Source organism: Microbacterium hydrocarbonoxydans (genome assembly GCF_023715885.1).
Lineage (GTDB): Bacteria > Actinomycetota > Actinomycetes > Actinomycetales > Microbacteriaceae > Microbacterium > Microbacterium hydrocarbonoxydans_C.
Genome location: NZ_JAMBOY010000002.1, coordinates 268,636 through 283,461 on the forward strand (window position 1 = coordinate 268,636; position 14,826 = coordinate 283,461).

The 14,826-nt window shown below is 70.2% G+C and carries 13 protein-coding genes; 7 read left to right on the forward strand and 6 right to left on the reverse strand.

From position 1 onward, the window contains the following. Positions 1-37: 37 nt before the first annotated feature. Positions 38-1,453 (forward strand): RNB domain-containing ribonuclease, encoded by a 1,416-nt coding sequence (locus M3195_RS05655; protein WP_251585574.1) that lies wholly within the window; start codon positions 38-40, stop codon positions 1,451-1,453. Positions 1,454-1,502: 49 nt separating this feature from the next. On the opposite strand, the gene M3195_RS05660 is transcribed toward M3195_RS05655, so the two are convergent. Together M3195_RS05660 and ispG are read right to left on the reverse strand one after the other, a co-directional pair. Further along, positions 1,503-2,375 carry a hypothetical protein gene (locus M3195_RS05660; RefSeq protein ID WP_251585575.1) on the reverse strand — a complete coding sequence of 291 codons (873 nt, stop codon included), beginning with the start codon at positions 2,373-2,375 and terminating at the stop codon, positions 1,503-1,505. Then, the gene (ispG, locus tag M3195_RS05665) at positions 2,372-3,502 is read right to left on the reverse strand and encodes a flavodoxin-dependent (E)-4-hydroxy-3-methylbut-2-enyl-diphosphate synthase (protein ID WP_251586420.1); all 1,131 of its coding nucleotides are present in this window, start codon (positions 3,500-3,502) and stop codon (positions 2,372-2,374) included. Before ispG ends, M3195_RS05660 begins: the two co-directional genes overlap by 4 nt. Before the next feature lie 241 nt (positions 3,503-3,743). Here ispG and M3195_RS05670 point away from each other — a divergent pair, with 241 nt between their 5' ends. Continuing rightward, positions 3,744-5,627 (forward strand): chorismate-binding protein, encoded by a 1,884-nt coding sequence (locus M3195_RS05670; RefSeq protein ID WP_251585576.1) that lies wholly within the window; start codon positions 3,744-3,746, stop codon positions 5,625-5,627. Positions 5,628-5,644: 17 nt separating this feature from the next. On the opposite strand, the gene M3195_RS05675 is transcribed toward M3195_RS05670, so the two are convergent. Continuing rightward, positions 5,645-6,961, reverse strand: a complete 1,317-nt coding sequence (locus M3195_RS05675) for a M50 family metallopeptidase (protein ID WP_251585577.1) — start codon at positions 6,959-6,961, stop codon at positions 5,645-5,647. Positions 6,962-7,053: 92 nt separating this feature from the next. On the opposite strand from M3195_RS05675, the gene M3195_RS05680 reads away from it, so the two are divergent. The 3 genes from M3195_RS05680 (at position 7,054) to M3195_RS05690 (ending at position 10,180) form a co-directional block, all read left to right on the forward strand. Next, on the forward strand, positions 7,054-7,626 hold the full coding sequence (locus tag M3195_RS05680; protein ID WP_251585578.1) for a hypothetical protein: 573 nt from the start codon (positions 7,054-7,056) through the stop codon (positions 7,624-7,626). Between the two features lie 97 nt (positions 7,627-7,723). Continuing rightward, complete coding sequence (locus M3195_RS05685; RefSeq protein ID WP_251585579.1) at positions 7,724-8,431, forward strand: YcnI family copper-binding membrane protein; 708 nt, start codon at positions 7,724-7,726, stop codon at positions 8,429-8,431. Between the two features lie 126 nt (positions 8,432-8,557). Continuing rightward, positions 8,558-10,180: a Mur ligase family protein gene (locus tag M3195_RS05690; protein WP_251585580.1), complete on the forward strand. Its 1,623-nt coding sequence runs from the start codon at positions 8,558-8,560 to the stop codon at positions 10,178-10,180. Between the two features lie 21 nt (positions 10,181-10,201). Here M3195_RS05690 and dxr read toward each other — a convergent pair whose 3' ends face one another. Next, positions 10,202-11,287, reverse strand: a complete 1,086-nt coding sequence (dxr, locus tag M3195_RS05695; protein ID WP_251585581.1) for a 1-deoxy-D-xylulose-5-phosphate reductoisomerase — start codon at positions 11,285-11,287, stop codon at positions 10,202-10,204. 37 nt (positions 11,288-11,324) lie between these two features. Further along, positions 11,325-12,308: an FKBP-type peptidyl-prolyl cis-trans isomerase gene (locus M3195_RS05700; RefSeq protein ID WP_251585582.1), complete on the reverse strand. Its 984-nt coding sequence runs from the start codon at positions 12,306-12,308 to the stop codon at positions 11,325-11,327. Between the two features lie 122 nt (positions 12,309-12,430). On the opposite strand from M3195_RS05700, the gene M3195_RS05705 reads away from it, so the two are divergent. Next, on the forward strand, positions 12,431-13,210 hold the full coding sequence (locus M3195_RS05705) for a lysophospholipid acyltransferase family protein (protein ID WP_251585583.1): 780 nt from the start codon (positions 12,431-12,433) through the stop codon (positions 13,208-13,210). A gap of 36 nt (positions 13,211-13,246) precedes the next feature. Here M3195_RS05705 and M3195_RS05710 read toward each other — a convergent pair whose 3' ends face one another. Then, complete coding sequence (locus M3195_RS05710; RefSeq protein WP_251585584.1) at positions 13,247-13,738, reverse strand: OsmC family protein; 492 nt, start codon at positions 13,736-13,738, stop codon at positions 13,247-13,249. A gap of 81 nt (positions 13,739-13,819) precedes the next feature. Between M3195_RS05710 and M3195_RS05715 the strand changes: the two genes are divergently transcribed. Further along, positions 13,820-14,815 (forward strand): asparaginase, encoded by a 996-nt coding sequence (locus M3195_RS05715; protein ID WP_251585585.1) that lies wholly within the window; start codon positions 13,820-13,822, stop codon positions 14,813-14,815. Positions 14,816-14,826 lie beyond the last annotated feature (11 nt).

Sequence of the window (14,826 nt, forward strand, 5' to 3'; positions counted from 1 at the left end):
GGGAAAGCCTGTCGGGTCCTCCGCCTAGGGTGGGGGCATGCCTCAGCGCCGCTCTCACGTCGCCCCCTCCGCCGCGCAGACCGATCTCGCCTCGGCGCTGGCGGCTCTGCGGGAATCGCTCGACGCTCCCACGGACTTCCCCCGCGAGGTCCTCGCCGAGGCGGAAGCGGCGACCGCGCCGACGCCGGCACTCGATCTGCGCGACATTTCTTTCGCCACGCTTGACCCAGAGGGATCCCGCGACCTCGACCAGGCGTTCCACCTCGAGCGTCGCGGCTCCGGCTACATCGTGCGATACGCGATCGCAGACGTTCCGGGCTTCGTGATGCCGGGCGGCGCGGTGGACGCGGAAGCACGTCGCCGCGGCCAGACGCTGTACGCGGCGGACGGATCCATTCCGCTGCATCCGCGGGTGCTGAGCGAGGACCGCGCGTCACTCCTCCCCGGCGTGGATAGACCCGCCCTCGTGTGGACCTTCGACCTCGACTCAGCGGGACTCGTCGACGGCTTCCGACTGGAACGCGCGCTGATCCGCTCGCGCGTGCAGCTCGACTACGCGACGACTCAAGCTGCGATCGATCGCGGGGAGGGCGGGCCCGTCGACCTCCTCCCCGAGATCGGCGGGCTGCGCATCGAGCAGGAGCGACTGCGCGGGGGCGCGAGCCTCAACCTCCCCGACGAGGAGGTCGTCCGCACCGCCGATGGCGGTTACGCCATCGAACGACGCCATCCGCTGCCCGTCGAGGAGTGGAACGCGCAGCTCTCACTCATGACAGGCATGGCCGCGGCATCCCTCATGCTCGACGCGAAGATCGGCATCCTGCGCACGATGCCGCAGCCAGACGAACAGGCGTTCGCGACGTTCCGCCTGCAGACGGAGGCACTCGGGCGACCGTGGACGACGGGTCGCTACGGCGACTACCTGCGTGAACTGGATCGTGCCGATCCCCTTACGCTTCCGGTCCTCCAGGCCGCTGCGACGCTGTTCCGGGGCGCGGGCTACGTGACATTCGACGGCGCGGTGCCCGCCCAGACAGAGCAGGCCGCGATCGCCGCCCCCTACGCACATGCCACCGCTCCCCTGCGTCGGCTCGTCGACCGCTGGTCGCTCGCCATCTGTCTGGCAGTCTCCGAGGGATCCGAGGTCCCGGCATGGGTGCGGGAGTCGTTGGCCGGAATCCCGGACCTCATGCAGGAGTCAGGGCAGCGCGCGTCGAAGCTCGACTCCCAGACGGTCAACTGCGTCGAAGCGGCGCTGCTGACACCGCTCGTCGGCTCGACGATCGACGCGACGGTGGTGGAGGCCCGGGGCGAGCGCGGCACGGTGCAGATCGCGGACCCGGCCGTCACGGCATCTGCACCGCTTCCGCCCGGCACGGTGGCCGGCGCCGTCGTCCGGCTCCGCGTGATCAGCGCCGACATCGCGACCGGCTCCGTCGAGGTCGCGCTCTGACGTACGTTCGGCGGATGGGCGCGTGCAGGACGGCTTCGTGCGCTGAGCCTCAGGCGGCGACGGCGGTGGTCGTCATCACGAGGAGCTGCGGGTCGGACAGGTCGAGCGAGACCGAGATGCTCGCGAACTCAGCGAGAGATCGCACGTGGGTGCCTCCGCACAGGATGTCCGCCGTCCCCTCGGGGAGCTCGCAGTGCCAGGTGCGCCGGTCGACGATCGTCGGTTCGTCGGGGATGACGCTGCTGGCAGCGCCGGATGTGACCCACTGGGCGAGGCGAGCGTTGATCGCGGCCTCCCGGTCGCCGAGAGTGGCGGAGAAGGTCTCGGTGTCGAAGCCTGCGCGGCGCAGGCTCTTGCCGAGTCGGTACTCGTCGACCGCGCCGTCTTCGCCGATGCGGCTCGTCTGGTTGGCCCTGCCCTCGAAGTCGGGGTTGCCGAGAGCATCCGTCCCCGGCTCCTTCCGCCAGAGATCGGCGAGAGCGAGATCGAGGGCGAGCGATGCGAGATGGCACGCCGTGTGCCCGCGGCTCAGCCCGGCGCGGCGCGCCTCATCGACCGTGAGATCGACGCGCGCCCCCTCGGCGAGCCACTCCGGGGCATCGCCCTCGAGACGGTGCCCGACGAGCCACGTCCAGCCCTCAGCGCCGCGCTTCACCGGGATGTCGGTGCCGACGGCGAACGCGCCCTCGACGGAAACCGCGGCCATCACCGCTTCGGTCACCCGCGCGGCTCGGCCGTCCAGCCTGATCTCGCCGCTGTCTCCGGGCTGATCGGGCCACGTGTGGTCGACGGGATGGAACGGCGTCTCATCGACGACCACCACAGCCCCGGCGGGTGAGGCCTGGATGCGCTGAACCGTTCCGGCGCCCTCGACCGCGCCGCCCGCGAACGTGACTCGCGTAGCGGGGACGACTGCCGTCACGCCGTCACGACCTGCGCGGTGCCGAGCGGTGCCTCGGGACCCATCTCGGCGGCGATACGGTTCGCCTCCTCGATGAGCGTCGCTACGATGTCGGCCTCCGGCACGGTCTTGATGACCTCGCCCTTGACGAAGATCTGTCCCTTGCCGTTGCCCGATGCGACGCCGAGGTCGGCCTCCCGCGCCTCACCCGGTCCGTTGACGACGCAGCCCATGACTGCGACACGCAGCGGCACGGTCATGTCCTTAAGTCCCTCGGTCACGTCTTCTGCGAGCGTGTAGACATCGACCTGCGCGCGGCCGCACGACGGGCACGACACGATCTCCAGCTTGCGCTCACGCAGGTTCAGCGACTGCAGGATCTGGTGACCGACCTTGACCTCTTCTGCAGGCGGTGCCGACAGGGAGACGCGGATCGTGTCGCCGATCCCCTCGCCCAGCAGGATTCCGAAGGCCGTGGCGCTCTTGATCGTGCCCTGGAACGCGGGTCCGGCCTCGGTGACGCCGAGGTGGAGCGGCCAGTCGCCCCGCTCGGCGAGCTGACGGTACGCCTTCACCATGACGATCGGGTCGTTGTGCTTGACCGAGATCTTGAAGTCGTGGAAGTCATGCTCCTCGAACAGCGACGCCTCCCAGACAGCGCTCTCGACGAGAGCCTCGGGAGTGGCCTTGCCATACTTCTCGAGCAGACGCCGGTCGAGCGATCCGGCGTTGACGCCGATGCGCAGCGACACGCCGGCATCCTTCGCGGCCTTGGCGATCTCGCCGACCTGGTCGTCGAACTTCCGGATGTTGCCGGGGTTGACGCGCACAGCAGCGCATCCCGCGTCGATGGCCTGGAAGACGTACTTCGGCTGGAAATGGATGTCGGCGATGACCGGGATCTGGCTCTTCTTCGCGATGATGTGCAGCACGTCGGCGTCGTCCTGCGACGGCACGGCCACGCGCACGATCTCGCAGCCGGATGCCGTGAGCTCGGCGATCTGCTGCAGCGTCCCGTTGATGTCCGTGGTCTTCGTCGTGGTCATCGACTGGACGCTCACTGGGGCGTCGCCGCCGACGAGCACCTTGCCCACCTTGATCTGGCGCGACTTGCGACGAGGAGCGAGGACTTCAGGGACCTTCGGCATCCCGAGATTGACTGCTGGCACACCCCCAGCCTACGCCGCCTGGATGCACGCGGGCTGGATGCCGCACGCACGTCATGCGCCGGATCTGGACGGCACCGGTGTGGTAGTTTCGCCCCTATGCTCGCGAACGTCACCTGGTGGCCCGCCTCCTAGGCGGTGTGTTCGCGTTCCCACGAATCCAGACCGCCTCCGGGGCGGTCTTTTCGTTGAGCCGAGCCGGAGCCACGCACAGGAGACCCCGATGACCCTCACCCGCCTCGCCGAGCTCACCGCCGACCCGGAGGCGTCGTTCGTCCTGATCGCGCGCGACGGCGCCGACACCGTCGAGCTGCTCACCGGTCAGGTCGTCGACGTCGACCTGCTGGCCGACATCCCGCTCACGATCGACGGTGCCCCCCGCGAGGTCTTCTCGCTCGTCCCCTACCGTCAGGTGCGCGAGCGCGGTTTCGTCGCGCAGGACGACGGCGCCCCGCTGCGGTGCATCGTCGTCGACGAGCACGTGCATCTGCCCACGGCGGAGGTGCTGTCATCTCTGCCGAACGAGGCCGTGCCGCTGCGCGACGGCGGCTTCGACATCAGCGACGAGCGCTACGCCGAGATCGTGAAGACCGTGATCGCCGAGGAGATCGGGCGCGGCGAGGGCGCCAACTTCGTCATCCGTCGTGATTACACCGCCGAGATCGACGTCGACGACCGCACCGCTGCGCTCACCTGGTTCCGCGCCCTTCTCACCCACGAGCGCGGCGCGTACTGGACATTCGCCGTCGTGACGCCCGGCCGCATCGCGGTGGGCGCCAGCCCCGAGGCGCACGTGGTCGCCCGCGAGGGCATCGTCACCATGAATCCGATCTCCGGCACGTTCCGCCACCCCGCCGGTGGCGCCACCCGCGAGACGCTGACCGACTTCCTCTCCTCGACGAAGGAGACGGAGGAGCTGTTCATGGTGGTGGACGAGGAGCTCAAGATGATGAGCGCCGTGTGCTCCGACGGGGGCCGCATCACCGGCCCGCACCTCAAGGAGATGTCGCGGCTCACGCATACCGAGTACATGCTGCGCGGACGCAGCCGCCTCGACCCCCGCGACATCCTGCGCGAGACGATGTTCGCGCCCACGGTCACCGGTTCGCCGATGCAGAACGCCTGCGCCGTCATCCGTCGGCACGAGACCAAGCCGCGCGGCTACTACTCGGGCGTCGCCGCGCTCTTCACCCCGAACGCCGACGGCGGTCACGACCTCGACGCCCCCATCCTGATCCGCACGGTGTACGTCCGGGACGGCGCGCTCAGCGTGCCGGTCGGCGCGACACTGGTGCGCCACTCCGACCCGCACGGCGAGGTGTCGGAGACGCACGGGAAGGCCGCGGGCGTGCTCGGTGCGATCGGGGCGATCGATCGCGACACCGCCGCCGAGGCACGCGAGGATGCGGACGAGCCCGGTGCGAGACGCGCACTTTCCGACGACCCGACGATCGCCGCCCTGCTGTCCTCTCGCAACGCGCGGCTCGCGGACTTCTGGATGAATCCGCAGGGCGAGGACTTCACCGGTCCGTTCAGCGGACGCAGCGCGCTGGTCGTCGATGCCGAGGACCGGTTCACGACCATGCTCGCCCACCAGCTGCGGCACCTCGGCCTGGAGGTGTCGATCGCGCCGTGGAGCTCTGTCGACGATGCTGCCGTCGACGCCGCCGACCTCGTCGTCGCCGGTCCGGGGCCGGGCGACCCCCGCGACGGCGACAGCCCGCGCATCGCCCGGATGCGTGAGGTGGTCGCGCGCCGGCTCGACGCGCACCGTCCGCTGCTGGCGGTGTGCCTGAGCCACCAGATCCTCGCCGATCGACTGGGCATCGACCTCGCCCCGCTCGCCGCACCGCATCAGGGACTTCAGAAGTCCGTCCCGGTCTTCGGAGAGGATGCGTCGATCGGGTTCTACAACACCTTCACGGCGCGCGTACAGCCCGGCACGACGACCGTGGCGGACGCCGAGGTCTCGGCCGATCCGCAGAGCGGCGACGTCTACGCGCTGCGCGGCGACGGCTTCGCGTCGGTGCAGGGGCACCTCGAGTCGATCCTGTCGCGTGACGGTATCCGCACGCTGCACCGCCTGGTCGAGCACGCCGTCGCCTGACGGCGGCGCGTCTGCGCTCAGCCGCCGAGCAGCTTGACCGGGTTGAAGAGGTCGGCCACGAGCAGCAGCGCGCCCATGGCGATCAGGAGTGTCGCGACCACCACCGTGAGCGGCACGAGCCGTGTCGCGTCCACGGGGGCGGGCGGGGGTCGGCGGAAGAGGCGGGCCCAGGCCCGACGGATGCCGTCCCACAGCGCGACCACGATGTGACCGCCGTCGAGCGGGAGCAGCGGGATCAGGTTGAACACGAACAGCGCGACGTTCAGCGAGCCCAGCAGGCCGAGCAGCACGGAGAAGCGGTTGAGGATCGGTGCGTCCGTCGCCGCCACCTCGCCGGCGATACGGCCGACCCCGACGACGCTGAGCGGGCCGTTGGGATCGCGTTCGCCACCGGTGACGAGCGAGACGCCGACGTCCCACAGCCTGACCGGAAGGGTGAGGATCATCGAACCGACGCGCGCAACCGTGTCGCCCGCCATCTGAGGACCGGCGAGAAGCGGCTGCTGCACGAATCCCATCTGGGCGGCCATACCGACGTAGCCGACCTCCTTGACCACGGGCTTCCCGGCGTCGTCGAGCAGAGGCTGTCCGCTGGCATCCGTCAGGTTGCGCTCCGCCTCGACGGGTGTGATGCTCAGCGTCTCGTCCGCACCGTCGCGGCGCACGACGAGCTCGAGGGTCTCTCCCGGAGCCGCCTGCACGATCGCGGTCGCCTCGGCGAACGTCGAGACGGGCCGGCCATCGATCGAGACGAGTACGTCGCCCGGCTTGATGCCCGCCTCGGCTGCTGGGGTCGCCGGGTCATCCGGCGCGCACTCCGTCGCGGTGGATCCCGCGGGGAGCACGCACTCGTTGACCGAGGCGATAGTCGTCGTGCCCTGCTGCACGCCGATGCCGGCGACGAGGATCGTGAAGATGACGACCGCGAGCAGGAGGTTCATGAGCGGACCGCCGAGCATGACGATCACGCGCTTCCACACCGGCAGCCGGTAGAAGACGCGGTCCTCCGCGCCCTCGGCGATGGTCTCGTCGTTGGCGGAGCGGGCGTCCTGCACCAGCGTGCGGAAGACGCCCTTGGCCGGACCGGCAGTGGAGGATGCCGGATACATGCCGGACATCGAGATGAAGCCGCCGAGCGGGAGCAGCTTGAAGCCGTACTCCGTCTCGCCGACCTGCTTGGACCACAGCCGCGGGCCGAAGCCGATCATGTACTGGCCGACGCGCACACCGAACAGCTTCGCCGGAACGAGGTGTCCGATCTCGTGCAGGCCGATCGAGAGCCCGAGGCCGATCAGCATGAACACGATGCCGGCCAGATAGAGCAGTGCTTCCACTCCCCCACGCTACTGCCGCACACCTAGGAATCCGCCCACACATCGCCGGTCCGATCCGGCGTCGCGAGAGCGGTTCCGACTAGTGTTGAACTGTGACGACCCGGCAGCTGCGATTCCTCCGCGCTGCCGCGGCCACCTCGGTCGCCACGTTCCTGGCCGCGGTCTCGCACACCGTGGCCGGCGGTGCGGCACCGCATCCGCTGCTGATCGTCGCCGTCGCCGCGCTGCTGATGCCCCCGGCCGCACTGCTGGTGGGCATCCGTCCGTCGCTGACACGCCTCACGGCGACCGTTCTCTTGAGCCAGGCGGTGTTCCACTCGGTTTTCCAGGCGCTCGGTGCGCCGACCGCCGACGCCGCCGTGCTCGGGCATGCACATCATCTCGATCTCGCGTCGCTGGCGCCCGTCGCCGCGGTCACCGCGCCCGATGCGCTGATGCTCGTCGCGCACGTTGTCGCCGCGGTGCTCACCACCGCCCTGCTCTGGCGCGGCGAATCCGTCGTGCGCCGGATCGTGCGGTGGGTGCACGCACGCCTGCGACTCGCTGTCACGACGACGCCCACGATTCATCGCCTTCCGGCGCGACCAGTCGCTGATACGCCGTTCGCCGTGTCCGACGCGTCGATGCTGCCGCTCTCCCGTCGCGGGCCACCGCTGAACGCCTGATACCCGCTTTCCTTCGCTTCGCCCTCTGCTGAGGCGACCCCTTTCCGCGGTCGCGCGCGTCCGTCGTGCCCGCACACGAACAATCAGGAGTATCCGCATGCGTTCTTCGATCACGCCCTCTTCGTCCACCACCCGTCCCCGCGTTCCGCGCCGAATCCTCGCCGCCGGCGTCGCCGCGGGAGCCGTCCTCGCGATCGCCGTGCCCGCGATGGCCAGCGCACACGTCACCGTCAGTCCCGACGAGCTCGCGGCTGGAGACCACGGCGTGCTCACCTTCGCGTTCTCGCACGGGTGCGAGGAGTCGCCGACCACGTCGCTCCGCATCACGATGCCCGACGGCCTCGCCTCGGTCGCTCCGACCGTCGACAGCGACTGGACCATCGACGTCGAGCGTGGAGACGACGGCCTCGTGAGCGCCGTCACGTACACCGCGGTCGCACCGGTGCCCAACGGGCTCCGCGGAGCCGTCAGTATGGGGATCGGCCTCGACGAGGACAGCCCCGAGGCCCTCGCCTTCCCCGTCGTGCAGACCTGCGAGACCGGGAGCACGGAGTGGACGCAACTCGCCGAGGACGGCGAGGATCCACACAGCCTCGATGCACCGGCGCCGGTCGTGCACGTGGGCCCCGCGAGCGGCGATCACACCGACCATGGCGCGGCGACCGGCGAGGATGCTGCGCCGGATGCCGATGCCGGTGACGCCGCGGCATCCGACCCGACCGGCATCGTCCTCGGTTCGGCCGGACTCGTCGCGGGACTCGCCGCGCTCGTCGTCTCGGTGCTGGCGTACCGCCGCAAGGCCTGATCCGCCACCGGGCTTGATCCGTCCGGTGCGTCCCCTCGGCAGCATCCGCGAGGGGGCGCACCGCCGCATGCGCCCACCGCGCCGCGCCAGGGCTCGGCGTGCGAGCCGTGCGATCATGGAATCGACATGTCGATTGAACAACAACCGAGCCTGCCGCCCGTGCTCCGCCCCGCGAACCCGCCCCGGCGCGAGCTGTCCGAACTCGCCGCCCGTTTCGCCGAGGAGGTGCATGGCGACCCGGGCGGTGTGACCCTGACCGGGATCACACTGGCCACCGCCGACCTCCGTCCCGGCGAGGCCTTCGTCGCGATCCGCGGCGTGAACCGTCACGGCGCCGAGTTCGCCGAGGCCGCCGCGGAAAAGGGCGCGGTCGCAATCATCACCGACGCGGCCGGCGCCGAGATCTCTGCAGCATCCGGCCTCCCCGTGCTCGTGGTCGCCGACCCGCGAGCCATCCTCGGTGATCTCAGCGCTTGGGTCTACGGCACCGGTGCCGGCGACCCGCTCCCCCTTCTGTTCGGCACCACGGGGACCAACGGCAAGACGAGCGTCTCGCACCTGCTGGAGGGCATCCTCGACCAGCTCGGCGTCGTCACGGGTCTGTCGTCGACGGCCGAGCGGCACATCGCCGGCGAGGTCATCGTCTCCCGGCTCACGACCCCAGAGGCATCCGAGATGCACGCCCTCCTGGCGCTCATGCGCGAACGGGACGTGGAGGCCGTCGCCGTCGAGGTCAGCGCGCAGGCCCTCTCACGGCACCGCGTCGACGGCATCCGCTTCGACGTCGCCGGGTTCACCAACCTCAGCCACGACCACCTCGACGACTACGCCGACATGGAGGAGTACTTCGAGGCGAAGCTGCCCCTCTTCCGTCCCGACCGCGCCGTGCGCGGCGTGGTCTGCATCGACTCCCCGTCGGGAGTCACGGTCGTCGAGCGTGCGGAGATCCCCGTCGTCACCGTCGGAACCCCGGCGATCGCCGCCGACCCCGAGTCGTCGTCGGGCGCGGACTGGGTCGTGTCCGTGGATGACGAGCGCGCCTCCGGCACGACGTTCACGATGACGGGGCCTGCGGGCACACTCACGACGACGGTGCCGGTGATCGGTCCGCACATGGCCGCGAACGCGGCGCTGGCGATCGTCATGCTGCTCGAGGGCGGATACGCCTGGGACCGCATCGTCGCCGCTCTCGATCGCGACGGCGGCATCCGGGCGCACCTTCCCGGGCGCACCCAGCTCATCTCCGGCGACCGGGGTCCGGCCGTCTTCGTCGACTTCGGACACTCGCCGGACGCGTTCGAGAAGACGCTCGCCGCCGTGCGCCGTGTCACTCCCGGCAGGGTGCTGATGCTGTTCGGCGCCGACGGCGACCGGGACGCGAGCAAGCGTTACGACATGGCCCGCACCGCCGTCGAAGGCAGCGACATCCTCGTCGTGACCGATCACCACCCCCGCTTCGAGGACCCCGACGCGATCCGGGCCACCCTGGTCGCGGGCGCGCGGGCTGCGCGACCGGATGCGGAGATCCACGAGTACTCGCCGCCCGAGCGCGCCATCGAGGCGGCCGTGGCGATGGTGGGCGAGGGCGACGCGATCCTCTGGGCGGGACCTGGGCATCAGGACTACCGCGACATCCGCGGCGTCCGCACTCCGTACTCGGCCCGCGAACTCGCGCGACGCGCCCTCAAGGCCGCCGGCTGGCCGGTACCGGACTCTGCGTGGCCGGTGCCGTACCCCGCGGAGGACTGACTCCGCCTCGGGGCCGAACGGTCAGGCGCGCGCGATCAGCGCATCGGCCGTGCGGCGCGCCCACGATTCCGCGTCGGCGAGCGTCTCGACCGTGAGCGACGACGGGGGCTCGTGCGCGTCGACGACACAGGAGATCGTGTCGACGATGCCGAGGAACGTCAGCCGTCCCTCGTGGAACGCCGTCACGGCCTGCTCGTTCGCCGCGTTGTAGACGGCCGGGAACGTCGCGCCCGCGCGGCCGACGGCCTTCGCGAGATCGACCGAGGGGAACGCCACGTCGTCGAGCGGCTCGAAGGTCCACGACGCTGCCTTCGTCCAGTCGAGCGGGCGGCCGACGCCCCCGACGCGGTTCGGCCAGTCGAGACCGAGCGAGATCGGCAGCCGCATGTCGGGCGGCGACGCCTGGGCGATGGTCGATCCGTCGATGAACTCGACCATGGAGTGCACGATCGACTGCGGGTGCACGACGACCTCGATGTCGTCGTAGGCGATGTCAAAGAGCAGGTGCGCCTCGATGACCTCGAGACCCTTGTTCACGAGCGTGGCGGAGTTCGTCGTCACCATGCGGCCCATGTCCCACGTGGGGTGGGCGAGGGCTTCCTGCGGGGTGACCTCCGTCATCTCCGCGCGAGAGCGGCCGCGGAACGGACCCCCGGATGCCGTGACGACGAGCCGTCGGACCTCGTCGTGCGTACCGCTGCGCAGCGCTTGCGCGATCGCGGAGTGCTCGGAGTCGACCGGGACGATCTGATCGCGTGCGGCGGCGGCGGCGAGCACGAGCTCCCCACCGACGATCAGCGACTCCTTGTTCGCGAGCGCCAGCGTTCGTCCCGCTTCGAGCGCCGCGAGGGTGGGGCCGAGTCCGATCGAGCCGGTGATCGCGTTGAGGACCACGTCGGCCTCGACATCGCGCGCGAGCTGCTCGGCCTCGGTCGCCCCGAGAGCCGTGTTTTCAACCTGGAAGCGCGCCGCCTGTTCGGCCATCAATTCGGAGTTCGATCCCGCCGCGAGACCGACCAGCTCGAAGCGTCGCGGGTTGGCGCGGATGACGTCGAGCGCCTGCGTGCCGATGGAACCCGTGGAGCCGAGGACGATGATGCGACGCATGCAGCCAGCATATGGCACCGCCGCGGCCCGCCCCGGGTTACGGAGCCTGCTCGAGCGGGGTGGTCGCGAGGATGTCGACGACGAAGACGAGCGTCTCGTTCTGCAGGGCATTGCCCTCGGACGCGCCGTAGCCGTCCTTCGGGGGCATCGCCACGACGACCTGCGATCCGACCGTCTGGCCCTCGAGAGCCATCTTGAAGCCGGTCACGACTCCGGTCGTCGGGAATTGGGCCGGCTCGGCGTCTCGGCTCCAACTCGAGTCGAACTCGCTGCCGTCCGACCACTTCACCCCGCGGTACTGCACGGTGACGAGGTCGCCCTCGCCGACGGTCGCGCCGTCGCCCTTCTTGAGCACGGCGACCTCGGTCTCGGTCGGCGCGTCACCGTCGGGGATCGTGATGGTCGGAGCGCCGGCGTCGTCGAGTTCGACCGTCGGGAAGCCGTCGGTGGGCTTCTGGTCGGCGCCGGAGGCGACGGTCGGCAGCTCGTCGATGGTCTCGACGTACAGCACGCTCGCGTTCGCGCCCTGCTGAGCTGCGGGGAGAGTCAGCACCACGCTGGAGCCAACGGGCAGGCACTCCGCTGCGACCGTGAAGACGGTCGACTGCGTGGGGTCGACCATCTGCTGGGGCTGCTGCACGGCGAGAAGAGCGCCGAGCACGCCGTCGGGGCCGCGCTCGGAGGTGCTCAGCACCTCGTTGGTCGCGGCGTCGACCAGCTGGTAGCGCAGCGACACGAGATCGCCCGGGTGCACCTCGTCGCCGTCTCCCTCGGAGATCACGGTGCGCTGAGCCTCGGTGAACTCGGTGCCGGAGGGTACGGTGACCTTCGCATCGGCGCCCGATCCCTCGACCGTGACGGCGTCCGAACCGGCGCCCGAGGCGAGGTCCGCGAGGCACGAGCTGTCGGGCGCGGACGTCGGGTCGGCCGTGGAGTCGGGTTCCGCGTTGCCGGCGCAGCCTGCCAGAAGCAGGGTCGCCGCGGCGACGGTGGACAGGACGATGAGCGGACGCTTGCGCACAGTGAGACCTCGAGATCGCGGGCGGGACACCTCATCATGCCCCATCGCCCTTTGTCCGCGCTGGGAGGCGCGCCTGTAGCTTCATTCCCGACGAGGCATGGATCCGGAGGTAACCTGCTCTGATGACGTCAGAGCAGTCCGTCGAGCCCGATTCCTCGCCCGCGGAGTCGGAGCAACCCCGCCACGCAGGTTTCACGTACGCTCTCGGCCGCAGCCTGATCAGTCCGCTCGCCCGGGTCGTCTACCGTCCTCGCATCGAGGGCCGCGAGAACGTGCCGCGCACGGGCGCCGTCATCTTCGCGAGCAACCATCTGTCGTTCATCGACTCCATCGCGATCCCCGTCGCCGCTCCTCGTCCGGTGCACTTCCTCGCGAAATCGAGCTACTTCGAGGGAACGGGCCTGAAGGGGTGGCTCAGCAAGACCTTCTTCGAGTCGATCGGCGCGATCCCCGTGCGTCGCGGCGCTGGGCAGGCTGCCCTCGATGCTCTCGACCTGCAGCGCCAGCTGCTCGACGACGGCCTCGCCGTCGCGCTGTACCCCGAGGGCACCCGCTCGACGGACGGTCGCCTCTATAAGGGACGGACGGGCGTCGCGTTCCTCGCCCTGCAGACCGGTGCTCCCGTCGTCCCCGTCGGATTGATCGGCACGGACAAGGTCATGCCCGTCGGCGCCAAGCTCCCCACGCTCAAGGAGCGGATCACCGTGCGCTTCGGCGCCCCGCTCGACCTCTCGCCGCACGGCCCTGCCTCGAGCGGCCGCGCTCGTCGCCTGGCGACCGACGAGATCATGGCCGCGATCCACGCGCTCTCCGGTCAGGAGCTCGCCGGTGCCTACAACGAGGCTCCGGCGCAGAACACGATCGAGAAGATCAAGCAGGTCCTCCCCCACGAGCGCCGCTGACGCTCGCGGCGGTCGGCAGCACGCCTGCGTTCGGCCTCATGCCTGCGCGGTGACCGATGCCTCATGCCGCACAGGGAAGTTCATCGAGTTCGCGATGAAGCACCACTCCCTGGCCTGAGCGTGCGCCCGCTCGGCCGCCTCGATCATCGACGCGTCTGCGACGACGACCTCGGGCCGCAGCATGACCTCGACGAATGCACCGCCTCCCGCGCCGTTCTCCCGCATGAGGCCCGATGCCGTATCGCGATACGACACGACGACGACTCCTGCGGTGACGCACGCGTGCAGGTACGACAGCAGATGGCATTCGGACAGCGAGGCGAGCAGGAGGTCCTCCGGGTTCCATCGCGACGAGTCGCCCCGGAACGGCTTGTCCGAAGAGGCGAGGATGTCGGGCTTGCCCTCGACCTCGAGGGTGACGTCGCGCCGGTAGTCGCGATAGCCGCTGGTGCCGGTCCCGGTGTTCCCGGTCCAGGTGGAGGTGAGAGCGTAGCGGTGCTCGCCGAGAGCCACGGATCGATCTGCCATGGCCTCAGTCTGCCAGCGTAGTCCGACATCGGGCGCCGACCGGCGATCGGAGCGCAGATGCGGCGACGATATCCTTGAGGGGTGCCCGAGACTCTCACCGTTCAGGATTCCGTGGAACTAGCCGTCGTCGAGCGCAGTGGATTCGTCGAGTCCCGCCATGCGGGCGCCGCGGTCGTGCTCTCCCCCGACGGCGAGGTCGTCGCCCGGTACGGCGACGCGGACGCTCTGATCCTCCCCCGATCGAGCCTCAAGCCGCTGCAGGCCGTCGCGTGCATCACGGCCGGCGCCGTCCTCGAGGGCGAGCAGCTCGCGCTGTCGACGGCGAGCCACGTCGGCACCGACCGGCACGCGGCAGTGGTGCGGGACATCCTCACCGAGGGCGGGCTCACCGAGGACGACCTGGAGTGTCCCGTCGCCTGGCCGACGGACACGGCCACTCGCGACGCGATGGTGCGCGAGCACGACCAGCAGGCGCGCATCCGCATGAACTGCTCAGGCAAGCACGCGGCGATGCTGCGCGCCTGCGTCGCCACGGGCTGGCCGACGAAGGGGTATCTCGACCCGTCCCACCCGCTGCAGGTGCACATCCACGAGGTCGTCGAACGTCTCACGGGCGAGAAGATCGCACACACCTCGATCGACGGATGCGGTGCACCCGTGCACGCGCTCACGCTCACCGGCCTCGCCCGCGCCATCCATCGCATCGGCAGCGCCTCGGATCGCTCGCCCTTCGCTCTGCACCGCGTCGCCGGCTCACTGGTCCGTGCGGTGCGGGAGCACCCCTGGACGATCGAGGGTCCGGGACGACCCGACACGATCGCCATCGAGACCCTCGGCGTCTTCACCAAAGGCGGCGCAGAAGGCGTCATGGTCATGGTCGCGCCGGACAACACCACCGTGGCGCTGAAGATGCTCGACGGCTCGGCACGAGCGTCGACCCTCGTGGCGGCCACCCTGCTGCAGCGCGCCGGCGCCCTCACGGACGCCGATCTCGCGAAACTCGACTCGTCGCTGACGCTGAGCGTTCTCGGCGGCGGCGTCGAGGTGGGCTCGATCCGCGTGTCACCCGCCATCTGAGCCCAGGGCGT